This is a genomic window from Micromonospora sp. NPDC048907 (genome assembly GCF_055586885.1).
In genome coordinates this window covers 248,845-273,145 of record NZ_JBVJHI010000003.1, presented here as the reverse complement: position 1 = coordinate 273,145, position 24,301 = coordinate 248,845, and the positions used below count along the sequence as shown (strand labels likewise).

Annotated in this window: 19 protein-coding genes; 9 read left to right on the top strand and 10 right to left on the bottom strand. The window is 71.7% G+C overall.

The features are described from left to right. Positions 1 to 171 precede the first annotated feature (171 nt). Positions 172 to 2,805 carry a glycosyl hydrolase gene (locus tag ACZ6PY_RS10755; RefSeq protein ID WP_466071169.1) on the top strand — a complete coding sequence of 878 codons (2,634 nt, stop codon included), beginning with the start codon at positions 172 to 174 and terminating at the stop codon, positions 2,803 to 2,805. Positions 2,806 to 2,872: 67 nt separating this feature from the next. On the opposite strand, the gene ACZ6PY_RS10750 is transcribed toward ACZ6PY_RS10755, so the two are convergent. The 5 genes from ACZ6PY_RS10750 to ACZ6PY_RS10730 all read right to left on the bottom strand — a co-directional run bounded on the left by ACZ6PY_RS10750 (position 2,873) and on the right by ACZ6PY_RS10730 (position 8,696). Next, positions 2,873 to 3,901, bottom strand: a complete 1,029-nt coding sequence (locus ACZ6PY_RS10750; RefSeq protein ID WP_262283147.1) for an ABC transporter ATP-binding protein — start codon at positions 3,899 to 3,901, stop codon at positions 2,873 to 2,875. Beyond that, a complete protein-coding gene (locus tag ACZ6PY_RS10745) occupies positions 3,885 to 4,922 on the bottom strand; it encodes an ABC transporter ATP-binding protein (protein WP_466071168.1) in 1,038 nt (345 codons plus the stop codon). Before ACZ6PY_RS10745 ends, ACZ6PY_RS10750 begins: the two co-directional genes overlap by 17 nt. Positions 4,923 to 4,929: 7 nt before the next feature. Then, on the bottom strand, positions 4,930 to 5,886 hold the full coding sequence (locus ACZ6PY_RS10740; RefSeq protein WP_466071166.1) for an ABC transporter permease: 957 nt from the start codon (positions 5,884 to 5,886) through the stop codon (positions 4,930 to 4,932). A 72-nt stretch (positions 5,887 to 5,958) separates the two neighbouring features. Then, a complete protein-coding gene (locus tag ACZ6PY_RS10735) occupies positions 5,959 to 6,897 on the bottom strand; it encodes an ABC transporter permease (protein ID WP_262283150.1) in 939 nt (312 codons plus the stop codon). A 191-nt stretch (positions 6,898 to 7,088) separates the two neighbouring features. Then, positions 7,089 to 8,696 (bottom strand): peptide ABC transporter substrate-binding protein, encoded by a 1,608-nt coding sequence (locus tag ACZ6PY_RS10730; protein WP_466071164.1) that lies wholly within the window; start codon positions 8,694 to 8,696, stop codon positions 7,089 to 7,091. A 410-nt stretch (positions 8,697 to 9,106) separates the two neighbouring features. On the opposite strand from ACZ6PY_RS10730, the gene ACZ6PY_RS10725 reads away from it, so the two are divergent. Together ACZ6PY_RS10725 and mdh are read left to right on the top strand one after the other, a co-directional pair. Continuing rightward, a complete protein-coding gene (locus ACZ6PY_RS10725) occupies positions 9,107 to 9,970 on the top strand; it encodes a bifunctional methylenetetrahydrofolate dehydrogenase/methenyltetrahydrofolate cyclohydrolase (protein ID WP_466071162.1) in 864 nt (287 codons plus the stop codon). Between the two features lie 100 nt (positions 9,971 to 10,070). Further along, on the top strand, positions 10,071 to 11,021 hold the full coding sequence (gene mdh / locus ACZ6PY_RS10720; protein WP_466071160.1) for a malate dehydrogenase: 951 nt from the start codon (positions 10,071 to 10,073) through the stop codon (positions 11,019 to 11,021). A gap of 169 nt (positions 11,022 to 11,190) precedes the next feature. Here mdh and ACZ6PY_RS10715 read toward each other — a convergent pair whose 3' ends face one another. Then, complete coding sequence (locus ACZ6PY_RS10715; RefSeq protein WP_466071158.1) at positions 11,191 to 12,018, bottom strand: MBL fold metallo-hydrolase; 828 nt, start codon at positions 12,016 to 12,018, stop codon at positions 11,191 to 11,193. Positions 12,019 to 12,152: 134 nt separating this feature from the next. Here ACZ6PY_RS10715 and ACZ6PY_RS10710 point away from each other — a divergent pair, with 134 nt between their 5' ends. Beyond that, positions 12,153 to 13,370 carry an NADP-dependent isocitrate dehydrogenase gene (locus tag ACZ6PY_RS10710; protein WP_151464737.1) on the top strand — a complete coding sequence of 406 codons (1,218 nt, stop codon included), beginning with the start codon at positions 12,153 to 12,155 and terminating at the stop codon, positions 13,368 to 13,370. 261 nt (positions 13,371 to 13,631) lie between these two features. Here ACZ6PY_RS10710 and galT read toward each other — a convergent pair whose 3' ends face one another. The 3 genes from galT to cysC form a co-directional block, all read right to left on the bottom strand. Continuing rightward, complete coding sequence (gene galT / locus ACZ6PY_RS10705) at positions 13,632 to 14,705, bottom strand: galactose-1-phosphate uridylyltransferase (protein WP_466071156.1); 1,074 nt, start codon at positions 14,703 to 14,705, stop codon at positions 13,632 to 13,634. Then, complete coding sequence (locus ACZ6PY_RS10700) at positions 14,702 to 15,490, bottom strand: DeoR/GlpR family DNA-binding transcription regulator (protein WP_466071154.1); 789 nt, start codon at positions 15,488 to 15,490, stop codon at positions 14,702 to 14,704. Before ACZ6PY_RS10700 ends, galT begins: the two co-directional genes overlap by 4 nt. A 153-nt stretch (positions 15,491 to 15,643) precedes the next feature. Beyond that, a complete protein-coding gene (cysC, locus tag ACZ6PY_RS10695; RefSeq protein WP_466071152.1) occupies positions 15,644 to 17,173 on the bottom strand; it encodes an adenylyl-sulfate kinase in 1,530 nt (509 codons plus the stop codon). Between the two features lie 249 nt (positions 17,174 to 17,422). On the opposite strand from cysC, the gene ACZ6PY_RS10690 reads away from it, so the two are divergent. The 5 genes from ACZ6PY_RS10690 (at position 17,423) to ACZ6PY_RS10670 (ending at position 21,539) form a co-directional block, all read left to right on the top strand. Then, a complete protein-coding gene (locus tag ACZ6PY_RS10690; protein ID WP_466071150.1) occupies positions 17,423 to 18,337 on the top strand; it encodes an ABC transporter ATP-binding protein in 915 nt (304 codons plus the stop codon). Next, positions 18,330 to 19,211: an ABC transporter permease gene (locus tag ACZ6PY_RS10685; protein ID WP_466071148.1), complete on the top strand. Its 882-nt coding sequence runs from the start codon at positions 18,330 to 18,332 to the stop codon at positions 19,209 to 19,211. The genes ACZ6PY_RS10690 and ACZ6PY_RS10685 overlap by 8 nt, the downstream gene beginning before the upstream one ends. Beyond that, the gene (locus tag ACZ6PY_RS10680) at positions 19,208 to 20,161 is read left to right on the top strand and encodes an ABC transporter ATP-binding protein (RefSeq protein WP_466071146.1); all 954 of its coding nucleotides are present in this window, start codon (positions 19,208 to 19,210) and stop codon (positions 20,159 to 20,161) included. The genes ACZ6PY_RS10685 and ACZ6PY_RS10680 overlap by 4 nt, the downstream gene beginning before the upstream one ends. A 3-nt stretch (positions 20,162 to 20,164) precedes the next feature. Further along, positions 20,165 to 20,875, top strand: coding sequence for an ABC transporter permease (locus tag ACZ6PY_RS10675; protein ID WP_466071144.1), 711 nt, complete (start codon positions 20,165 to 20,167; stop codon positions 20,873 to 20,875). A gap of 181 nt (positions 20,876 to 21,056) precedes the next feature. Further along, the gene (locus ACZ6PY_RS10670; protein ID WP_466071142.1) at positions 21,057 to 21,539 is read left to right on the top strand and encodes a hypothetical protein; all 483 of its coding nucleotides are present in this window, start codon (positions 21,057 to 21,059) and stop codon (positions 21,537 to 21,539) included. 77 nt (positions 21,540 to 21,616) lie between these two features. Here ACZ6PY_RS10670 and valS read toward each other — a convergent pair whose 3' ends face one another. Next, on the bottom strand, positions 21,617 to 24,181 hold the full coding sequence (gene valS, locus ACZ6PY_RS10665) for a valine--tRNA ligase (RefSeq protein WP_466071141.1): 2,565 nt from the start codon (positions 24,179 to 24,181) through the stop codon (positions 21,617 to 21,619). Between the last annotated feature and the right edge of the window lie 120 nt (positions 24,182 to 24,301).

Sequence of the window (24,301 nt, the reverse complement as noted above, 5' to 3'; positions counted from 1 at the left end):
CCCGCCTCCGCCGGACGTGACCCGAGGTCCGTCCGAGCGTTCCGCCGGCCCAGGGTCCCTTGCGGACGGTGACCGTCCGACAGCGGCGGGCGCGCCGCCGCGCGCCATCCGTCCATCGCCTTCCACCCCGGGCCGCAGGCCCGGTACCCCCACGAATCCGGGAGGATTCACATGTCCCAGTCACGCTGGCGCAGGCCGGCGACAATAGCGGGCGCGTTGGTACTCACCGCCGCGCTCGGTGGCGTGGTCGCCACCAACCACGAGGTGCAGGAGAAACTGGGCCTGGCCGACGAGCCGGGCGCCAACCTGCCCTGGCACCCCAGAGAGTTCATGGAGATGGCCGCCGGCGAGTCGTCTGAGGAGGCCGGCGAGGAGGCCTTCGAGGCCCGCACCATCGCCGAGCAGTTCGCCCAGGCCCGCTACGCGCCGGGCATCGTCGCGCCGGGGGCGTATTCCCACGCGTTGAGCCAGCTCACCGCGTTGCCGGCGACGAAGGGCACCTGGCGCGAGGTCACGAAGATCAAGTACGACGGCGACGACCCGCGCTACCGCGACTACGCGTCCAACTCGTCCGGGGGCGCCGGCCTGGTCACCGGCCGGATCACGGGTCTCGCGTCGGACGACAGCGGTCACGTGTACGCGGCCGGCGCGGACGGCGGCGTGTGGCGTTCCTCGATCGGCGGCGGGAGCTGGACGCCGATCACGGATGCGCTGCCCACCCTGTCCAGCGGCGACGTCGTGCTGGCCGGCGACGGTTCGCTCTGGTACGCGACCGGCGAGGGCAACACGGGCGGCACCTCGTACGTCGGCGCGGGCGTCTACCGGCTGGCCAACCCGAAGTCCGGCGCGTTCAAGACGACCGACCGGGTCGGCGGGACCGAGCTGGAGAGCACGGTCATCAACAAGCTGCGCTTCTTCGACGGCAAGGTCTGGGTCGCCACCAACCGAGGCCTGTTCTCGCACGCGATGGGCAGCACCTCGGGTGCCTGGAAGCTGGAGTTCACGCCGAACCCGAGCTACCTGCCGGGCGGGGCGAACGCGGGTGACGCGAACGCCGCGTACAAGAACATCGTCAACGACGTGGCCCCGGACCCGCGCAACCCGAAGCACGTGGTGGTCGCCTCGGCCTGGCGTTCCGGCGACACCTACAACGGCTTCTACGAGACCGTCGACTACACGGCCGGCGGCTGGACGAAGATCAACCCGACCGGCGCCATGCCGGCCGACGACATCGGCTACGTGACCTTCGCCTTCTCCGCCGACGGCGGCAAGCTGTACGCGATCAACCAGTCGCCGCGGCTGCTCAACAAGCCGGCCGGCAACGTGAACAGCTACCTGGACGGCATCTACGTCTCCAACACCGGCAACCCGGCCGGCCCCTGGAACAAGATCGCCGACTCGTCGAAGCTGGGCAACTCCGGCTCCGCGCTCAAGCAGACCGTGATGGGGAAGGGCTACGGACCGGGCATCCAGGCCTGGTACAACCAGTTCCTGGCGGTGGACCCGGCCAACCCGAACCACGTCTGGGCGGGCCTGGAGGAGGTCTACGAGTCGACCGACGCCGGTGCCAACTGGAAGACCGTCGGCCCGTACTGGAATTTCAACTTCTCCTGCTGGAACATCCACAACGCTCAGAACACCTGCAACAAGACCCCCCACTCCGACCAGCACTCGGTGGCCGTGGGCAACGGCTTCGTCTACGTCGGCAACGACGGCGGCGTCTACCGGCGGCCGATCAACGGAAAGACCGACAAGGACGGGCACGCCACCGACTGGCAGAGCCTCAACGACGGGACCATCGACGCGCTCCAGTACTACTCGGTGGCGCTGGGCAGGGACCCGGCCAGGGCCGGCACCGTCGTCTCCGGCGGTCTGCAGGACAACGGCACCTCGATCCTGCGCCCCGGCGACACCCAGATGGGCTCGCACTTCGGCGGTGACGGCGGCGACTCCCAGGCCGATCCGGCGAACGGCTGCCGGCAGGTCCAGGAGTACACCAACCTGGCCATGCGGGTGACCGAGAACTGCAACGCCAACACCGGCTCGGGCACCCAGGCGGACTCCACCTCGCGGGACATCCAGCCGTACACCAGCGCACCCGGCGACGAGCTGGCCCGGTTCATCGCGCCGTTCGCGCCCGACGACCACGACGCGAACGTCTGGGTCGCCGGTGGCCAGCACGTCTGGGTCAACACCAAGGGCTACTCGATCCAGAACGGCAAGGGCTGGACCAACGTGTTCGACCTGGGCGCCGGTCGCACCGCCACCTCGGTGGCGGTCTCCGGCGGCACGGCGTACGTCGGCTGGTGCGGCCCGTGCAACAACGCCGGCTTCGCCCGGGGCCTCGCGGTCGGCAAGGTCACCGACCCGTCGAGCTGGCACCAGGTCGCCCTGCCGGGTGACTTCCCCAACCGGTTCCTCCAGGGCGTCGGGATCGACCCGGCGAACCCGACGCACGCCTACCTCGCGGTGAACGGCTTCTCCCGCCGGTTCACCGAGGGGCCGGGCGCCGGCTTCGGTCACGTCTTCGAGACCAGCGACGCGGGCGCGACCTGGAAGGACGTCTCGGCGAACCTGCCGGACGTGCCGGCCAGCTCGATCAAGGAGCTGTCCAACGGCGGTCTGGTGCTCGCCACCGACCTGGCCACGTTCTACCGCGCGCCCGGCGCCACCGACTGGCAGCGGCTCGGCGCCGGCCTGCCGCTGACCGTCGGCATGGACGTCGAGTACAACGCGGCCGACAACTCGGTCTACGTCGCGACCCACGGCCGCGGCATCTGGGCGTTCGACCTCGCCCAGCTCTGACCGGCCCCCCGTGCGGAGGCCCCGTCCCCCCTTCCTCCGGGGGACGGGGCCTCCGTCGTGCTCGGGGTCAGGCGCCGGGGCGTACCTCGGCGAAGTGGCAGGCCGAGGGGTGCGGGTCGGCCGCGCGGCGCACCGTGAGCGGCTCCTGGGTGGCGCAGACCTCCTGCGCCTTCCAGCAGCGGGTGCGGAAGCGGCAACCCGAGGGCGGGTCGGCGGGGCTGGGCACGTCACCGGTGAGCCGGATGATGGTCCGGTCCTCGCGGGCGTCCGGGTCGGGCACCGGCACCGCGGAGAGCAGCGCCTGGGTGTACGGGTGGGTGGCCCGCTCGTAGATCTCCTCCTCGGTGCCGATCTCCACGATCTTGCCGAGGTACATGACGGCCACGCGGTCCGAGATGTGCCGGACCACCGACAGGTCGTGCGCGATGAAGATGTACGACAGCCCGAACTCGTCCTGGAGCTGCTCCAGCAGGTTGATCACCTGGGCCTGGATGGAGACGTCCAGGGCGGACACCGGTTCGTCGCAGACGATGATCTCGGGGCGCAGGGCGAGCGCCCGGGCGATGCCGATGCGCTGCCGCTGGCCGCCGGAGAACTGGTGCGGGTAGCGGTTGATGTGCTCGGGGTTGAGCCCGACCACGTCCAGCAGCTCCTGCACGCGCCGCTGCCGGCTGCCCTTCGGGGCCGCCTCCGGGTGGATCTGGAACGGCTCACCGATGATGTCGCCGACCGTCATGCGCGGATTCAGCGAGGTGTACGGGTCCTGCATCACCATCTGCATGTTGCGGCGCAGCCGGCGCAGCTCCGAGCCGGACGCCTTGAACAGGTCCCGGCCCTCGAGGGTGGCCCGGCCGGAGGTCGGCGTCTCCAGTCGCATGAGCAGCCGGGCCAGCGTCGACTTGCCGCAGCCGGACTCGCCGACCACGCCGAGGGTCTCGCCGCGGCGCAGCTCGAAGCTCACCCCGTCGACGGCCTTGACCGCGCCGATCTGCTTCTTGAACAGCACCCCCTGGCTGATCGGGAAGTGCTTGACCACGTTGTCGACCGAGAGGATGGTCTCGCCGCGGACCTTGGTCGGGCTAGCGGGCGCTGTCATCACGGACCTCCTGCGCGAAGTGGCACGCGCTGGTCCGGCCGTCGCCGAGGACCAGGTCGTGCGGCACCACGTCCACGCAGACCTGCTGCACGTACGGGCACCGGGGGTGGAACGGGCAGCCGGAGGGGATCCGCATGAGGTTCGGCGGCAACCCCTTGATCGTCGACAGCGCCTGGCCGCGGACGTCCAGGCGCGGAATCGACTCCAGCAACCCCTTGGTGTACGGGTGGGCCGGCGCCCGGTACAGCGAGCGCACGTCGGCGTGCTCGACGATCCGGCCGGCGTACATGACGGCGATGCGGTCCGCGACGCCGGCGACCACGCCGAGGTCGTGGGTGATCAGGATCATCGCCATGTTCAGGTCGCGGCGCAGGTCGGCCAGCAGGTCCATGATCTGGGCCTGCACGGTGACGTCGAGCGCCGTGGTCGGCTCGTCGGCGATGAGCACCTTCGGGTCCAGGGCGAGCGCCATGGCGATCATGACGCGCTGCCGCATGCCCCCGGAGAACTGGTGCGGGTAGTCGCCGAGCCGCTTCGCCGCGGCCGGGATCCTCACGAGGTCCATCAGCTCGACGGCCCGCCGGCGTGCGTCGGCCCGGGACATCCCCTCCCGCTGGCGCAGCGTCTCGCCGATCTGCCAGCCGACCGGGAAGACCGGGTTCAACGCGGAGAGCGCGTCCTGGAAGATCATCGCGATCTCCTTGCCGCGCACCTGCCGGCGCTGCTCCTCCGACTGGGTCAGCAGGTCCCGGCCCTGGTAGAGGATCTGGCCGGAGCGGACGTGTGCCGGGGGCGTGTCCAGGATGCCCATGATCGCCTGGGCGGTGACCGACTTGCCGGAGCCGGACTCGCCGAGCACGGCCAGGGTCTCGCCCGCGTCGAGGTGGTAGCTCACCCCGTTGATCACGTTGGCCACGCCCTCGGTCGTGCGGAACTCGACGTGCAGGTCCCGTACCTCGAGCAGGTGGCCGCCGGGCGGGGTGGGGGAGGCCGGCGTGGGCCGGACCGCGGACTCGGTCATGAGGTTCTCACCGCAGCTTCGGGTCGAAGGCGTCGCGGATCGCGTCGCCCAGCATGATGAAGGCGAGGACGGTCAGCGCCAGGAAGGCGGACGGCACGATCAGCGGGGTCGCCGCCTCGCGCATGTGGATCCGGCCCGTGTCGATGTCCTGGCCCCAGGAGATGGTCGGGGCCTTCAGGCCGATGCCGAGGAAGCTCAGCGTCGCCTCGGCGGCGATGAACGAGCCGAGCGCGATGGTGAGCACCACGATCGCCGGGGCGAGCGCGTTCGGCAGGATGTGCCGCCACATGATCCGGCCGTTGCGGGCGCCGAGCATCCGGGCCGCGGCCACGTAGTCCTGCTCCTTGGCGGTGATCACCGAGGAGCGGACCACCCGCGCCGCGGTGGTCCAGCCGAGCACCGCCAGCACGAAGATCACCGCGAACAGCCGGACGTTGTCGCTGCTGGTGCTCAGCCGCTTCAGCAGCACGATGGCGGCGAGCAGCAGCGGGATGCCGAGCACGATGTCGATCACGCGGGAGAGCACCGCGTCCACCCAGCCGCCGAAGTAGCCGGCGAGCATGCCGACGATCAGCGCGATCACGCCGGTGGCCAGCGCGGCCAGGGCGCCCACCAGCAGCGAGGCCCGGGTGCCGTAGACCGCCCGGGCGTAGACGTCGCAGCCCTGGAAGTCGTACCCGAAGATGGCCCCGCCGGACGGCCCGGCGTGCTGCCGGGAGAGCAGGCAGTCGCGCGGGTCGTTGGCCGTGAACAGCGACGGCACCGCGGCCATCGCGGTGATGAGCACGACCAGGCCCAGGCTGACCCAGAAGATCGGGTTGCGGCGCAGGTCCCGCCAGGCGTCGCCGGCCAGGCTGCGCGGCTTCTGCGCCTCCCCGATCCGGTTGGGCGTGCCCGGCTCGCCGGAGACACCCCGCCGCGCGGCCTGGTTCTCCGTCGCCGCCACGGTCTCGAAGTCACTCATGCCCGCACCTCGCTCCGCTCGGCGCGGTCACGAGCGACCCGGCACGCTGCGTTGATGATTCGTTCGCTGCGCTCACTCATAGCGGATCCTCGGGTCGAGTACGGCGTACAGGACGTCCACCACCAGGTTGGAGATCAGGTAGACCACGACGAGCACGCTGACGATGCCCACCACCAGTGGGCCGTCCTCGGTGCGGATGCCGCGGAACAGGTTGAAGCCGACACCGGGGATGTTGAACACGCCCTCGGTGATGATCGCGCCGCTCATCAGGTTGCCCAGCTCGACGCCGAGGAAGGTGACCACCGGGATGAGCGAGTTGCGCAGCACGTGCACGCTGACGATCCGGCGCTTGACCAGGCCCTTCGACCGGGCGGTCCGGACGTAGTCGGCGCGCAGGTTCTCCGCCACCGAGGTGCGGGTCAGCCGCAGGGCGGTGGCCAGCGACAGCGAGCCGAGCACGATGCCGGGCAGCAGCAGCGCGTAGAAGCTCGGTTGGGTCCCGGCGGTGGGCGGGAAGAGCTGCCACTTGACGCCGAGGAAGTACTGCGCGAGCGGTGCCAGGACGATGGTCGGGATACCCAGCACCAGCAGGGTGAGCACCAGCGTCGAGTTGTCGAAGATGCCGGCCCGGCGGATGCCGGCGATCACGCCGGCGGTGACGCCGAAGACGATGGCCACGGCGAGCGCGATGAGCGCGAGCCGCACCGTGACCGGCCACGCCTGCTGGAGGATGTCGCCGATCTGCCGGCCGGTGAGCGACTGGCCGAGGTCGCCCTGGAGCAGGTTCTTGACGTAGTCGAGGTAGCGGTAGAAGAAGCCGCCCACGCCGGTCTGGTCGAGGTGGTACTTCTGCGTCAGGTATGCCCGCTGGGCCGCCGTCACCGGCCGCTCCCCGGCGAGGGCCTGGATCGGGTCGCCCTGCCCGGCGAACATCAGCGCGTAGACGATCAGCGTGGTCCCGAAGAACGCGAGGACCATCTGCAGGAGGCGCCGCAGGATGAAGCGGAACATGCTTGCCAGTCTCTCCGGAAAAGCGCGAAAGGGGCGCGGGATGACATCTCTGGCGTACCGGAAGTTGGCCACCGGTGTCCTCCGGCCCGGTGGAGCCGGCGCCGGGACCGGCCCGCGGCGTGCCGGCGGCCTGGGCCGCCACGTGCGCCGGGCCACCCGGGTCGCCCCGGGTGGCCCGTCCCACGGTCAGCTCAGCCGGCCGCCTCGATCTTGACGAGGTTGACCCGCTGGAACAGGTCCATCTGGACGTTCTTGACCTTGCTGGAGTGCCCGTACACGTTCTCGCCGAAGCGGAGCGGGATCACCGGCATGTCCTTGGCCAAGATGTCCTCGGCCTGCTGGTACTTCTTGATCGCCTCTTCCTCGGTGGTCGCGGCCGCGCCCTCCTTGACCAGGCGGTCGAACTCCGGGTTGCTGTAGCCGTAGTAGTTCGACGAACCGTTGGTGCTGTACAGCGGGCCGAGGTAGTCCTCCATGGACGGGTAGTCCATGACCCAGCCCAGGCGGAACAGGCCCACCGGCTGCTTCTTCTCGACCTTGGTCAGCAGGTCGGCGAACTTCGGCTCGGCCGAGCCGACGCAGTCGACGCCCAGGTTGGCCTTGAGCTGGTTGCAGGTCGCGTCGACCCAGTCCTTGTGACCGCCGTCCCCGTTGTAGGAGATGGTGATCTTCGACGGACCGCCGGCGGCCTGGTAGAGCTTCTTGGCCTCGGCCGGGTTGAACTGACCCGCGGCGCCCGTGGTGTTGTCCCGGTAGCCCGGCAGGACCGGCGAGACGAACGAGCGGGCCGACTGCTGCGAACCCTTGAAGATCGACTTGGTGATCTCGTCACGGTCGATCGCCATCGAGATCGCCTTGCGCACGTCCGGGTTGCTGTAGTCCTTCTCGAAGGTGGGGAAGGCCAGGAACTGGAACGACGACATCGGGCTGGTCTGGTAGTTGTCACCCAGGTCGCTCGGCGCGGTGCTCAGGTTCTCGGTCGGGATCGTCGGCAGCACGTCGAGGTTGTCCGACTGCAGGTCCGAGTACGCCGCCGTGAGCTGCTGGTAGACGCGGAACTCGACGTCCTTCACCTTGGGCTTCTCGCCCGGGTAGGCGTCGTAGCGCTCGACGTCGAGCTTGCTGTCGTGCTGCCAGGTGCCCTTCATCTTGAACGGACCCTGGCCGATCGGCGCCTGCTCGTACGAGTCGTTGAGCACGCCCGGGGCGGAGAACGCGGCCTTCGGCAGCGGGTAGAACGCGGTGTAGCCGAGCATCGACTTGAAGTCGATGTACGGGTCGGAGAGCGTCACCTGGAAGGTCAGGTCGTCGACCTTCTTCAGGCCGGACATCGTCGTGGCCTTCGGCTTCTCGCCCTGCAGGTCCTGGTAGCCCGCGATCTTCTCGAAGAAGTAGCTGGCGCCCTGGCCGTTGGGCGCGTACGCGCCGTAGTTCCAGGCGTTGATGTAGTCGTCGGACGTGACCTTCTCACCGTTGTGGAAGGTGAACCCGTCCTTGAGCTTGATCGTCCAGACCTTGTTGCCGTCGGACGGCGTCACCGACTCGGCCGCGACCTCGTACGGCTTGTTCTGCGCGTCGTAGTCGACGAGCGGGCTGAACAGGCCGGCGAGCACCTGCGAGCCGGACGTTTCGGTGGTGTTGGTGGGCACCAGGTGCTGCGGCTCGGCGATCTGGATGCTGACCGCCGCATCCTGGCCGCTGCCACTCGATCCGCCGTTCCCCCCGCTGCCGCAGGCCGCCAGGCCCAGCGTCACCACGAGTGGAAGGGCGGCCCAGGCGGCGAGTCTACGAACGCGCATGAACTCTCCTCATCTCCTCACGCTGCGCAGTCGGGCCCGGCGCTGGGTGACACTGCGCAACGAGCGGCAACGGTAGGTCGCGCTCGACCTGATCAGCAACGGAGGCGTTGCGAACCGATAACGGAATGCGCCGGCCGGGGTTGTCGTCGCCCGACCGGCCTGCTACGCGATACCTCGCAGATGGGTCAGCCAGGGATTTCGCGCCGCCCGGCCGCGCCGTCCGGTGGGGTCACGGCGTACTCGGGCGGATGGGGTGGCTCTGTCCGGCCCGTCCTATCCGGTGCCGGCCGTCCGTTCCCGCGTGTGGCGCGATCCACAGTTAGTGACTCTCCGTGACTTAACCCACGTCACGGTTGGTCACCCTTCTCCGTCGTCGGCCCGCCGGGCGCGGGGCGTGAGACGATCCAGTCGTGACGGCGACGATCCTGGACGGCAAGGCGACCGCGGCGGAGATCAAGGACGAACTGCGGACCCGGGTCAAGGCGCTGGCGGAGCGCGGCATCACCCCCGGACTCGGCACGGTCCTGGTGGGCGAGGACCCCGGCTCCCAGGCGTACGTCAACGGCAAGCACCGCGACTGCGCCGAGGTGGGCATCGCCTCGATCCGTCGCGAGCTGCCCGCCGACGCCACCCAGGAGCAGCTCGACGCGGTGCTGGCCGAGCTGAACGCCGACCCCGGCTGCCACGGCTACATCGTCCAGTTGCCGCTCCCGGCCCACCTGGACACCCAGCGGGCGCTGGAGATGATCGACCCGGACAAGGACGCCGACGGCCTGCACCCGGTCAACCTGGGCCGGCTCGTGCTCGGCTACGACGCCCCGCTGCCCTGCACACCGCGCGGCATCGTCGAGCTGCTCCGCCGGCACGACGTGCCGCTGCGCGGTGCGAAGGTCGCGCTGGTCGGCCGGGGCAACACCGTGGGCCGGCCGCTCGGCCTGCTGCTCACCAGGCGCAGCGAGAACGCCACCGTGACCCTCTGCCACACCGGCACCCTGGACCTCGCGGCGCAGACCCGCGAGGCCGACATCGTCATCGTCGCGGCCGGCGTGCCGGGGCTGCTCACGGTCGACATGGTCAACCCGGGCGCGACAGTGGTCGACGTGGGCATCACCCGGGTGATCGGCGCCGACGGCAAGGGCCGCTACACCGGCGATGTCGACCCGGAGGTGGCCGAGGTGGCCGGCAAGCTGGTGCCGATGCCCGGCGGGGTCGGTCCGATGACCCGGGCCATGCTGCTGACCAACGTCGTGGAGCGTGCGGAGCGGCAGGACTGAGCCGCCCAGGCATGTCATAACCGTCCGCCCCTGGCCCGATCGGTGCCAGGATGGCTGATACGGTCCGGAAAACCGACTGGTATCAGGGAGTGGGACGACCATGGGTAAGAAGGTCACTGTCGTCGGGGCCGGCTTCTACGGCTCCACCACCGCACAGCGCCTGGCCGAGTACGACGTCTTCGACACCGTCGTGATCACCGACATCGTGGAGGGCAAGCCGGCGGGTCTCGCGCTGGACCTCAACCAGTCCCGCGCCGTCGAGGGCTTCGAGACGAAGGTCGTCGGCGTCACCACCGGGCCGAACGGCGAGGGCTACGAGGCCATCGAGGGCTCCGACGTCGTCGTCATCACCGCCGGCCTGCCCCGCAAGCCGGGCATGAGCCGGATGGACCTGCTGGAGACCAACGCCAAGATCGTCCGGCAGGTCTCCGAGAACGTGGCCAAGTACGCCCCGAACGCCGTCGTCATCGTCGTCTCCAACCCGCTCGACGAGATGACCGCGCTGGCCCAGCTCGCCACGCAGTTCCCGAAGAACCGGGTGCTCGGCCAGGCCGGCATGCTGGACACCGCCCGGTTCACCAACTTCGTGGCCGAGGCGCTGAACGTACCGGTGAAGTCGGTGAAGACCCTGACCCTGGGCTCGCACGGCGACACCATGGTGCCGGTGCCGTCGAAGAGCACCGTGAACGGCAAGCCGCTGCGGGAGGCCATGCCGGCCGAGCAGATCGAGGAGCTGGTCGTCAAGACCCGCAACGGTGGCGCCGAGGTCGTCGCGCTGCTGAAGACCGGCTCGGCGTACTACGCGCCGTCGGCCGCCGCCGCCCGGATGGCCAAGGCCGTCGCCGAGGACTCCGGCGAGGTCATGCCGGTCTGCGCCTGGGTCGACGGGCAGTACGGCATCTCCGGCGTCTACCTGGGCGTCGAGGCCGAGATCGGCGCCGAGGGCGTCAAGCGGGTCGTCGAGACCGACCTGGACGCCGACGAGCTGGCCGCCCTCAAGGAGGCCGCCGAGGCCGTCCGCGCGAAGCAGGCCGACGTCGCCAGCATGTGACCCCGAGAACCACCGCCGGAGGGGCGGGCCGGCACCGCCGGCCCGCCCCTCCGCACATCCCACCCACCGGCCGCCCCTCCCTCCCTCCCCCCCTCCCTCCCCCTCCCGACCCCGGTGATCATGAAGTTGGCGGCAGTAATGGAGATCGACATCGCCGCCAACCTCATGATCAACCGAGCGGGGGTCGGGGCGGAGGGTCGGGCGGGAGGTCGGGGTGGGGGTGTGGGGTGAAGGGGTGGCCCAGGTGGGGGGTGGCCAGGGTTGCCGGGGCCAGGGAGCGCAGGAGGGTTGTTCGGGTCTCGCTCGCCTGGGCAGGGTCTTCCTCGTGGGCGTAGGGCAGGGTGGGGTCGGCCAGTTGGAGGGTGTGGACCAGGAGGTCGCCCGTCACCAGGAGGCGGTCGGCGCCGTCGTCGACCAGCACCGACTGGTGTCCGGGAGTGTGTCCGGGGGTGCTCAGCACGCGTACCCCGGAGGTGAGCTCGGTGTCGCCGTCGACCACCCGGAGCTGGCCGGCGGCGCGCAACGGGCCCAGGAGCCGGGCCGGCAGCTCGGGGTGGAACAGCTCCAGCGCGGCCAGCTCGGCGCGCTGCACCAGGTGGTCGGCGTTCGGGAAGAGCGGGCCCGCCCAGCCGATGTGGTCGGTGTGCAGGTGGGTGAGCACCACGGTGCGGACGTCGGCCGGGTCGATGCCGGCGGCGGCCAGCTCGGCCGGCAGGTGGCCGGGCACCGGCGCCCAGCTCGCGGCGAGCGCGTCGGCCGGGCCGATCCCCGCGTCGACCAGGGTGACCGGCCCGTCCCCGGTACGCAGCGCGAACGCCCGGAACGGCAGCCACCACCGACCGTCCGGGGTGACGGTGTCCGGGTCCCGCCGGTCGGCCTCCTCCCACTGGGCGGGGGTGGCGTCCGGGAACGCCTCGGCGCGCGGTTGGAAGAAGGGACCCGCCCCGTCGAGCAGGGCGGTGACCGTGATAGACCCGACCGTGTGAGTCAGCGGCATCCGGGAAGGATGCCACCGCGGCCCGTCCCGGGCGACCCCGTTCTCCACGGGGTGAGGCCGGCTGGGGAGCCCCGGTCAGTTTGCAGTACGCTCGTACTGCTTGAGCACGTGTCCCCCGAGAGGAGCGCCGGCCGATGGCGAAGATCAAGGTAAACAACCCGGTCGTGGAAATCGACGGCGATGAGATGACCCGGATCATCTGGAAGCAGATCCGGGAGCAGCTGATCCTGCCCTACCTCGACGTCGACCTGCACTACTACGACCTGTCGATCCAGCACCGCGACGAGACCGACGACCAGGTCACGGTCGACGCCGCCAACGCCATCAAGGAGCACGGCGTCGGCGTCAAGTGCGCCACCATCACCCCGGACGAGGCCCGGGTGGAGGAGTTCGGCCTCAAGAAGATGTGGCGGTCGCCGAACGGCACCATCCGCAACATCCTCGGCGGCGTGGTCTTCCGCGAGCCGATCATCATGTCGAACGTGCCGCGGCTCGTTCCCGGCTGGACCAAGCCGATCATCATCGGCCGGCACGCGCACGGCGACCAGTACAAGGCCACCGACTTCGTCGTCCCCGGCCCCGGCAAGGTGACCGTCACCTACACCCCGGCCGACGGCGGCGCGCCGATGGAGATGGAGGTCGCCAACTTCTCCGGCGGCGGCATCGCCATGGGCATGTACAACTTCGACGAGTCGATCCGGGACTTCGCCCGGGCCTCGTTCCGGTACGGCCTGGACCGCGGCTACCCGGTCTACCTGTCCACCAAGAACACCATCCTCAAGGCGTACGACGGCCGGTTCAAGGACATCTTCGCCGAGGTGTTCGAGAACGAGTTCAAGGCCGAGTTCGACGCCGCCGGCATCACCTACGAGCACCGGCTGATCGACGACATGGTCGCCGCCGCGCTCAAGTGGGAGGGTGGCTACGTCTGGGCCTGCAAGAACTACGACGGTGACGTCCAGTCCGACACCGTCGCGCAGGGCTTCGGCTCGCTGGGTCTGATGACCTCCGTCCTGCTCTCCCCGGACGGCCGCACCGTCGAGGCCGAGGCCGCGCACGGCACGGTCACCCGGCACTACCGGCAGTGGCAGAAGGGTGAGAAGACCTCGACCAACCCGATCGCCTCGATCTACGCCTGGACCCGGGGCCTGGCCCACCGGGGCAAGCTGGACGGCACCCCGGCGGTCACCGAGTTCGCCAACACCCTGGAGCAGGTCATCGTGGAGACCGTCGAGGGCGGCCAGATGACCAAGGACCTCGCGCTGCTCATCTCGCGGGACGCCCCGTGGCTGACCACCGACGAGTTCATGAACGCGCTCGACGAGAACCTGGCCCGCAAGCTCTCGGCCTGACCGTCACCGTTCGCCCCGGAGCCCGCCGGCTGTGCCGGCGGGCTCCGTCGCGTCCGTGGGTGGCGTCACCCGTGGCGGGCGCGCCTCGTTGAGCAGGGTGGACGTGATGCCAGTCCCGTCCAGGAAGGTTGACCGCGGTCGCCTCGCGGCTTGAGCGCCGATCAGCCAGCCTTCCCGGCTGTCGCGCACAGCCGAGCCCGTCCCTTCCCTTGCGGGGGGCCCTGTCCCGGGCCCCCCGCGCCCTGTTGTGGGGCGGGCGGGTCAGGCGGCCCGGAGCAGTTCCGCGGCCCGCTCGGGGGCGATGTCGTTGATGAACACGCCCATCCCCGACTCGGAGCCGGCCAGGTACTTCAGCTTGTCCTTGGCGCGCCGGATGCTGAACAGCTGCAGGTGCAGGTGCCCCAACTCCCGGTCGACGTGCACCGGGGCCTGGTGCCAGGCGGCGATGTAGGGCATCGGCAGGTCGAACAGCCCGTCGAAGCGGCGCAGCACGTCCAGGTAGAGCGGCCCGAACGCGTCGCGCTCGGCGTCGTCCAGCGCCGGGATGTCGGGCACCGGGCGGTGCGGGGCCACGTGCACCTCGAACGGCCAGCGGGCGGCGGCCGGCACGTACGCCGTCCAGTGCTCGTTGCTCGCCACCACCCGGTCGCCGGCGGCGCGTTCGGCGGCGAGCACGTCGGCGTAGAGGTTGCCCCCGGTGCGGTCGGCGTGCCGGCGGGCGGCGGCCAGCATGGTCCGGGTGCGCGGCGTGACGAACGGGTAGGCGTAGATCTGGCCGTGCGGGTGGTGCAGGGTCACCCCGATCTCCACGCCCCGGTTCTCGAACGGGAAGATCTGCTCCACCCCGGGCAGCTCGCTCAGCGCGGTGGTGCGGTCGGCGAGGGCGTCGAGCACGGTCCGCACCCGGCCGGGGGAGAGGCTGGCGAACGAAGCGTTGTGGTCGTCGGTGAAGCAGACCACCTCGCACTTGCCGCGCCCGGGGCGGACCGGGGTGAACGGCGTGATCTCGGCCGGCTCCTCGGCGACCCGCTGGCTCAGTGAGGGGAACCGGTTCTCGAAGACGACGACGTCGTAGTCGGGGGCGGGGATCTCGCTGAGCCGGTCACCCCGGGAGGGGCAGAGCGGGCACTGGTCGGCCGGGGGGAGGAAGGTCCGGGTCTGCCGGTGCACCGCGACGGCCACCCACTCGTCGGTCAGCGGGTCGTAGCGGAGCTGCGACGCGTGCGGGGGCGGCGGCAACTCCCGCCGGTCCGGCTGGTCGCGGACCGCGTCGTCCCGCTCGTCGAAGTAGATCAACTCGCGGCCGTCCGCCAGCTCGATCTGCGTACGCTTCACTCCGCCCCCTCCGGGCCCGGCACGATCACCAGTTCGCCAACCCTGTCCTCGAGTACCCGTCGCGCATCCGGCCCCAACCGGTCGTCGGTGACCAGCACGTCCGCCGCGTCCAGGCCGACGATCGACGAGATGCCGACCGTGCCCCACTTGGTGTGGTCGGCGAGCACCACCAGCCGGTCGGCGGCCGCCACCAGGGCCCGGTCCGTGTCCGCCTCCATGAGGTTGGGGGTGGTGAACCCGGCCCGCTCGCTGATGCCGTGCACGCCGAGGAAGAGCAGGTCCAGGTGGAGCGCGCCGATCGCGGCCACGGCCAGCGGGCCGACCAGCGCGTCCGAGGGAGTGCGCACCCCGCCGGTGAGCACCACGGTCTGGTCCGGCCGGCCGCCGACGTGCAGGATCTCGGCCACCGGCAGGGAGTTCGTCACCACGGTGAGGCCCGGCACGTCGGTCAGGCGGCGGGCCAGCTCGGCGGTGGTGGTGCCGGCGGAGAGCGCGATCGCGGCGCCGGGTCGGACCAGCTGCGCGGCCCGGCCGGCGATGGCCGCCTTCTCCACGGACTGGCGGACCGACTTGGCGTGGAAGCCGGGCTCGTCGGTCGAGCCGGGCCCGGCCAGTGTCGCCCCGCCGTGCACCTTGGCGAGCAGGCCCTGGTCGTGCAGCGTCTCCAGGTCGCGCCGGATGGTCATGTCGGAGACGCCGAATTCGGTGGCCAGCTCGGTGACCCGGACGCCGCCGGCGGCGCGGACCCGTTCCAGGATGACCGCCTGCCGCTGTCGCGCCAGCACCCCGCCGTCACCTCCCGACTGTCGACCCGTCTCCACGCGGTCGAACGTGTTCCAACAAAGATAAACACTACCGCGCAGCGGAGGGCAACGGAAGCAAACGCGGAACCGCCGCCGTCCCGGGGCGGGACGGCGGCGGTCCGGACGGTGCCGGGATCAGGCCGGCTGGAGGCGGGGCTCCACCCAACCGGTCTCGGTGAGGTGCTCCATGACGCGCTGGACCGCCTCCTCGACGGTCATGTCGGTGGTGTCCACCACCAGGTCGGCGTCGGTCGGCTCCTCGTACGGGTCGTCGATCCCGGTCATCCCGGTGATCAGGCCGGCCCGGGCCCGCGCGTACAGGCCCTTGCGGTCGCGCTGCTCGCAGACCTCCAGCGGGGTGGCCACGTGCACCAGCAGGAAGCCGGCCCCGGCGGCGTGCGCCATCTCCCGGGCGGTGGCCCGGGCGGCCGCGTACGGGGCGATCGGGCAGCAGATGCCGACGCCCCGGTGCCGGGCGATCTCGGCGGCCACCCAACCGATCCGGCGCACGTTGAGATCCCGGTCCGCCTTGCTGAAGCCCAACCCCGCCGAGAGCTCCCGGCGCACGATGTCCCCGTCGAGCAGGGTGATGGTGCGGTCGCCGCCCTCGCGCAGATGGTCGGCCAGCCCGCGGGCGATCGTCGACTTGCCGGAGCCGGAGAGACCGGTCAGGAAGATCACCAGGCCGCGGTGCCGGCGCGGCGGGCGGGCCCGGGCCAGCTCCTTGGCCACCGCCGGCGGCGTGTGCCACTCGGGCAGCGGGAAGCCCCGGTCCAGCAGGTCGTCGATCTCCTCCTGGCTGAGCGCCAGCTTCCGGTTGCGCGGCGGGATGTCCTCCCGCCATCGCCACTGCCCGTCGCGGCTGTCGTAGGCCAGCTCGCGGGGCACCAGCACGCGCAGGCCCGCCCCGGAGAGCATGCCCTCGGTGGAGAGCAGGTGGGTGACCCCGTAGGCGGCGGCGACCCGGGCCCGGAGCAGCGCGTCACTGATCTCGTCGCGCCGCCGCGCCAGCGGCACCGCCACGAGGGTGGCCGGAGGCATCCGGTCCCGCGCGGCGAACACGCTGCGCACCAGCGCCTCGGCCGGCAGCCCGCCGGTCGCCTCCTCACCCACCGGGATCAGCACCAGCAGGTGCGCGCCGAGCGTCCGCGCGGCGTGCGCGATCTGCGCGAGCTGCGGCCGGTGCAGCGGACGGTCGGCGAAGACGCCGAGCACCCGCCCCGGAGGCAGCAGCCCGCGGACCTCCTCCGGGCTGCGCCGCAGCCGCTGGAACGGCCCGTGACCGCCGTCGCCCAGCCGGCGCACCGGGCCGCCCACGCCGGCCGTGCCCTCGCGGACCGGCCAGACGTCGGTGACGTCCATCGCGGCCACCGGCGCGCCCTCGCCGTCGGTGAGCACCAGCGCCCGGCGCAGCGGGTCGTCCAGTTCCAGCCCGTCGGCGAGCGCGGCCGGCACCTGCAGCGTCACCGGCACCGGCCACGGCGTGCCGTCGGCGAGCCGGCCGCGCCGGCCCAGCGAGGCCAGGTCGGCCCGCGTCATGAAGCCGGTCAGCGGGGCGTACGCCCCGGTCAGCAGCAATCCGAGATCGGCCAGCTCACCGGGCCTAGGCGCGTACGCCGGCGCATCCCGCAGAACGTCCTCGGGCAGCACCCACCCGTTGCTCATGAAACCCCCAACTCACCGGCCGGCACACAGTTTCTCAGCCCACCGGCGATCGGTCGAGAGCGCCACTCCACCTCCCGGTCACCGGCCGGCAAACCGGCCGTCCCGGGGCGGCCCGACCGCCGTCCTGGGCGGTCCGCCGGCCGGACGGACCGGTCGGGCCGTCCGGTCGGTCAGCGTCCGGGCGGAATCAGGGGCAACCCCGAGCGTTTCCCGATACCCGGAGCGGCCCGCGCTCCCTACGCTTGCCGCGTGACACTGCTCGCGACCGAGTCGCTGACCAAGACGTACGGAGGCCGGGTCACCGCGTTGGCCGACCTCACCGTGTCGGTCGAGCCGGGGATCATCGGGCTGGTGGGCGCGAACGGCGCCGGCAAGTCCACCCTGATCAAGATCCTCCTGGGCCTGCTCGCCCCGACCAGCGGTCGGGTCTCCGTGCTCGGCCTCGACCCCACCACCGATCCGGCGGCCGTCCGCGCCCGGGTCGGCTACATGCCCGAGCACGACGCCCTCCCGCCCGACCTGTCCGCCGCCGAGCTGGTCACCCACCTCGGCCGGATCAGCGGGCTGCCGCGCACGGTCGCCCGGGAGCGGGCCTCCGAGGCGCTGCGCCACGTCGGCCTGCACGAGGAGCGGCACCGGGCCGTCGGTGGCTACTCCACCGGCATGAAGCAGCGGGTGAAACTCGCCCAGGCCCTGGTGCACGACCCGGACCTGCTGCTGCTCGACGAGCCGACCAACGGTCTCGACCCGGCCGGCCGGGACGCCATGCTCAACCTGATCCACCGGATCGGCACCGAGTTCGGCATCTCGGTGGTGGTCTGCTCCCACCTGCTCGGTGAGGTCGAGCGGATCTGCGACACCCTGGTCGCCATCGACGGCGGCAAGCTGCTGCGCGCCGACCGGATCTCCGCGATGACCACGGCCATCGACGTGCTCGCCGTCGAGGTGAGCGAGGGTACGGACGACCTGGCGGCCCGGCTCGCCGCGCTCGACCTGCCGGTGTCCCGGGAGGGGCGGCTGCTGCTCGTCCCGCTCGCCGACGACGCCACCTACGACCTGATCATCGGCGCGGTCGCCGAGCTGGACCTGCCGCTGCACCGGCTCGACCAGCGGCGGCACCGGGTGGCCGAACTCTTCGCCACGAGGGAGCCCAGCCATGTCTGAGCCGACCGGCGTCATCCACGACATCGGCTATCAGCGCTACACCGGCCCGCGGCTCGGCCGCCGGCACGTCTTCGGCGCGCTCTACCTGCACGGCCTGCGCACCGCCTTCGGGCTGGGCCGCTCCGCCAAGGCGAAGATCTTCCCCTGGCTGGTGATGGGCATCGTGCTGATCGTCGCCGCCGGGCTGACCGCGGTACGCACCCAGACCGGCCAGGTCGTCATGACGTACGCCCAGTTCGCCGACGCGATGAGCTGGCTGGTCATCTTCTTCGTCGCGGTGGTCGGGCCGGAGCTGGTCTCCCGCGACCTGCACAGCGGCGTGCTGCCGCTCTACTTCTCCCGCCCGCTGCCGCGCGGCGACTACGCGCTGGCCAAGCTCGGGTCGCTGGTCACCGCGCTCTGGCTGCTGCTCGGGGCGCCGCAGCTGGTGATGTTCCTGGGCGCCGCGTTCACCACCGACGACGGGATGCGCGGGGTCTGGAACGAGCTGCTCGACCTGCTGCCCGGCCTGCTCTACGCGGCCCTGTGGGCGGTGGTCTTCGCCTCGGTCGGGCTGCTCATCGCCTCGCTCACCGGCAAGCGGGCGTTCGCGGCCGGCGGCATCGTGGCGGTGTTCCTGATGACCGCCCCGATCGTCGGCATCCTGTCGATCATGCCGTCCCGGACGGTCAACGAGCTGGCGATGCTCGGCTCGCCCACCGCCCTGGTCCATGCCGTCGGCCAGTACACCCTGGGCGACCTGCTCGTTCCCGGCGGAGATCCCGAGACGCAGATCGGCGGCTTCGGGCCCCTCTACCTGGCCGTCGCCGCGCTGCTGGTGGCCGGCTGCGTCGCCCTGCTGTTGCTGCGATACCGGAAGGTGGCCGCCCGATGACCACGATCAGCGCGGAGCCGGCGGCCCCGGCCACCCCCGCCTCCACCCTCGACCTGGCCGGCGTCTCCCGCTGGTACGGCAACGTGGTGGCGGTCAACGACGTCACCATGCGGCTCGGGCCCGGCGTGACCGGCCTGCTCGGCCCGAACGGCGCCGGCAAGACCACCCTGCTGCACATGATGGCCGGCTTCCTCTCCCCGTCCCGGGGCGAGGTCACCCTCGACGGCATGCCGACCTGGCGCAACCCCGAGGTCTACCGTCGGCTGGGCCTGGTCAGCGAGCGGGAGGCCGTGCACACCTTCCTCAGCGCGTACGAGTTCGTGCTGGCCAGCGCCAAGCTGCACCGGCTGCCCGACCCGGAGGCGGCGGCCCGGCGGGCCATCGCGCTGGTCGAGATGGAATCCGCGCAGGACCGGAAGATCGGCACCTACTCCAAGGGCATGCGGCAGCGCACCCGGGTGGCCGCCGCCCTGGTGCACGACCCGCGGGTGCTGCTGCTCGACGAGCCGTTCAACGGCATGGACCCGCGGCAGCGGCTGCACATGATGGCCCTGCTGCACCGCCTCGGCGACGCCGGCCGGACCATCCTGTTCAGCTCGCACATCCTGGAGGAGGTCGAGCAGGTCTCCGGCACCGTGCAGGTGATGGTCGCCGGCCGGCTGGCCGCCTCCGGCGACTACCGCACCATCCGCCGGCTGATGACCAACCGGCCGCACGTCTTCCGGGTCCGCTCCACCGACGACCGCGCCCTCGCGGTCGCGTTGATCGCCGAGGAGTCGGTGACCGGGGTGGAACTGGGCCGGGACGGGCTGACCGTGCGGGCCGGCGACTACGGCGCCTTCACCCGGGCGCTGCCGAAGATCGCGCTGGCCCGGAGCCTCCGGGTCCGGTCGCTGACGCCCGAGGACGAATCGCTGGAGAGCGTCTTCTCCTACCTGGTGGGGAGCTGAACGATGTCGACCGTTTCCTGGATCACCGCGCGCGGCCTGTTCGGCCGGCGCCGGTTCCTGCTGCTGCTCCCGCTGCCCGCGCTGCTGCTGGTGTTGGCCATCCTCTCCCGCTCGCTCGGCGTCGACCCGGGCGAGTGGGGGCCGGCCGTGCTGGTCGGGCTCGGCCTGGCCGTCGTGCTGCCGGTGGTCGCGCTGATCGTCGGCACCGGCGTGCTCGGCGCGGAGATCGATGACGGCACGGTGGTGCACATCCTCACCAAGCCGCTGCCGCGCTGGCAGATCGTCCTGCCGAAGCTGGCCGTCGGCGCCGGCGTCACGGCGGTCACCGTCGCCGTGCCGCTCTACGTCGCGGGCGTGCTCGCCCACTCGGTACGCCTCGGCCTGGCGCTCGCCGTCGCCGCGTCGATCGGGGCGCTGGCCTACTGCGCGTTCTTCGTGGCGCTCAGCCTGCTCACCCGGCGGCCGGTGCTGCTCGGCCTCGTCTACGTGCTGATCTGGGAGGGGTTGCTCGGCAACTTCGTGAGCGGCACGAAGGTGCTCTCCATCCAGCAGTACGTGATCGCCCTCGCCGACCGGATCGCGCCGACCGAGATGCTCGCCACGGACGTGTCGGTGCCGGTCGCCTCGGTGATGAGCGCGCTCATCGCGGTCGGCTTCACGGTCCTCGCGATCGACCGCCTCCGCTCGTTCAGCGTGGCCGGCGAGACCAGCTGACCCGGACCACACGGCCCCGCCCGGCGCCGCCGATCCAGGCGCGTCGAGCGGGGCCGGCCGGCGCCCGGAGAGCTGTCCGAAGTGGTTCAGCGGGCCCCGGGCCGCCGGCGTCACCCGCCGCGGACGACGCCCACCTCTGGTAGCTTCCGGCGGGCGAAAGACGAGACAACGGGGAGAAACGATGCGCTCAACTCGGCTCGCACTGCTGATTCCGGCCGCCGTGGCGGTGCTCGTCATGGCCGGCTGCGACGACGGCGACAAGCCGGCCGCGTCCGGTGGCGCCACCGGCACGGCGACCACGGCGCCGGCCGCCGTGCCGAGCGCCACGGCGACCGCCGCGCCGGGCATGGACGCCGCCACGAAGGCCGCCTGCGCCACCATCGACAAGGACATCCAGACCGCCCTCAAGAAGGTCGCCTCGGCGGAGAAGATCGGGCCGCCGGCCGGGCACTCGGCGGTCAGCGCCCAGTACTCCGCGGGCGCCGCCTCGCTCTACGCGAACGCCTTCACCACCAGCACCGCCGTCAACGACGCCGTGAAGGACGTGGCGACCGAGATGTCGGAGCTGGCCGACACGTGGGCGACGGCGCCCAAGAAGGCGCCGAGCAAGACCGCGCTGACCAAGGCCGTGAAGCAGCTCGAAACCGCCTGCTCGGCCACCTGAGCCGGACCGCGTCGAGAAGGGGTGGCTGTTCGCCAGGCGACAGCCACCCCTTCTCGGCCGGCCGGTCGGCGCCCGGCTCAGAACGCGCAGGCGACGACGAGTTCGGTGGTGCGGTCGGGAAGCAGGTCGAGCTTGGCGATCCGCCCCGCCGCCCGGACGTCGTCGGCCACCAGGGTGAGCCGTTCGAGCAGGGCGGCCGGCCCGAGTGCCTCGGCCAGCGGCACCTCCGCCTTCATCGACAGCTTCCGCTCCGACTTGGCCCGGCGCACCTGACCCAGCGCGTCCGCGGCCAGCCGCAGCAGCTCCGGGTCACCCGGCCCCTGGACCGCCCGGCCCACCTCGTAGGTGGTCGGCCACGGCGCCCGGTGCACCGACCCGTAGCGCCACCACGACCAGACCTCCTCGGTGACGAAGGGCAGCACCGGGGCGAACAGCCGCAACTGCACCGAGAGCGCGGTGGCCAGTGCCGCCCGGGCCGAGTCGGCACCCGGCCCGGTGCCGTAGGCGCGCTCCTTCACCAGCTCGATGTAGTCGTCGCAGAAACGCCAGAAGAACGCCTCCGCGGCGATCAGCGCCGCCGTGTGGTCGTACCCGTCGAAGGCGGCGGTCGCCGTGGCGACCACGCCGGACAGCTCGGCGAGCATGGCGGTGTCCAACGGCGCGGTCGCCGGAGCCCGCAGCGCGTCCCCGGCGCCCAGCCCGAGGGCGAACTTCGAGGCGTTGAGCAGCTTCGTGGCGAGCCGGCGGCCCACCTTGATCTGCGCCGGGTCGAAGGCCAGGTCCATGCCGGGTTTGCCGCTGGCGGCCCAGTAGCGGACCGCGTCCGAGCCGTGCTGCTCCAGCAGGCCCATCGGGGTGACCACGTTCCCCTTGGACTTGGACATCTTCTTCCGGTCGGGGTCGAGGATCCAGCCGGAGAGCACGGCGTCCCGCCAGGGCAGCACGCCCTGCTCCTGGTGTGCCCGCACCACGGAGTCGAAGAGCCAGGTGCGGATGATCTCCTGCCCCTGCGGGCGCAGGTCCATGGGGAAGACCCGCCGGAACAGGTCCTCGTCGGTCTCCCAGCCGCCGACGATCTGCGGCGTCAGCGACGAGGTGGCCCAGGTGTCCAGCACGTCCGGGTCGCCGACGAAACCGCCCGGCACCCCACGCTGCGCCTCCTCGAAGCCCGGCGGCGGCTCGCTCGACGGATCGATCGGGAGCATCGACTCATCCGGTGTGAGAGGCTGGGACCAGTCCGGCTCGCCAGCGTCGTCGAGCCGGTACCACACCGGCACCGGCACGCCGAAGAACCGCTGCCGACTGACCAGCCAGTCACCGGTGAGGCCACCCACCCAGTTCTCGTAGCGGTGCCGCATGTGCTCCGGCACCCAGCGCAGCTCGCGGCCGCGGGCCAGCAGCTCCTCCCGCAGGTCGAGATCCCGGCCGCCGTTGCGCAGGTACCACTGCCGGGTCGAGACGATCTCCAACGGCCGGTCGCCGCGCTCGTAGAACTTCACCGGGTGGGTGATCGGGCGAGGCTCGCCCACCAGGTCACCCGCGTCGGCGAGCAGCTCGACGATCGTGCGCCGGGCGCCGTTCACGGTCTGCCCCGCGAGCGCCGCGTAGGGCCCGGCCGGCACGCCGGCCGGCGGCTCCGGCAGCAGCCGCCCGTCCCGGCCGATCACCACCCGCGTGTCCAGCCGCAGCTCCCGCCACCAGGTCACGTCGGCCAGGTCGCCGAAGGTGCAGACCATCGCGATGCCCGTGCCCTTGGCCGGGTCCGCCAGCGGATGCGCGCGCACCGGCACCTCGACCCCGAAGACCGGGCTGCGCACGAGGCTGCCCACCAGGCCCGCGTAGCGCTCGTCGTCCGGGTGGCAGACCAGCGCCACGCAGGCCGGCAGCAGCTCCGGCCGGGTCGTGTCGATCAGCACCTCGCGCCCGGCCGGTCCGTGGAAGCGCAGCCGGTGGTAGGCGCCGGGCCGCTCCCGGTCCTCCAGCTCGGCCTGGGCCACCGCGGTGGCGAAGCCGACGTCCCAGAGCGTCGGCGCCTCGGCCTGGTAGGCCTCGCCCCGGGCCAGGTTGCGCAGGAACGCCCGCTGGCTGGTCGCCCGGGCCACCCGCCCGATCGTCGTGTAGGTCAGCGACCAGTCCACGGACAGCCCGAGCCGCCGCCACAGCGCCTCGAAGACCTTCTCGTCCTCCGCGGTGAGCACCTCGCACAGCTCGATGAAGTTGCGCCGCGAGATCGCCACCGGGTCCTTCCGGGCCGCCTCGCTCACCGGCGCGGCCGGCGGCCGCCAGCCCGGGTCGTAGGGCAGCTCCGGATCGGGGCGCACCCCGTAGACGTTCTGCACCCGCCGCTCGGTGGGCAGGCCGTTGTCGTCCCAGCCCATCGGGTAGAAGACGGTGCGGCCGCGCATCCGCTGGAACCGGGCCACCGTGTCGGTGTGCGTGTAGGAGAAGACGTGCCCCATGTGCAGCTCGCCCGATACGGTCGGCGGCGGGGTGTCGATCGCGTAGACGTCCGACCGCTCCTTGGTGCGGTCGAACGCGTACGTCCCGTCCTCCTGCCAGCGGCGCGCCCAGGTCTCCTCGATGCCGTCCAGGGTCGGACGCTCGGGGACGCCGGCGCGGGCCGTCCTCGCCGTATCGGTCATCCGCTGATCGTAGGCAGGCGGCCCCTGCCACTCCACGTCTTTCGGCCTCGTGGCGGTATCCGGCACCCCGCTCCGAGGGGGCAGCGAGCCGGCGCGGCGTGTGACAGCATCTGCCCCGTC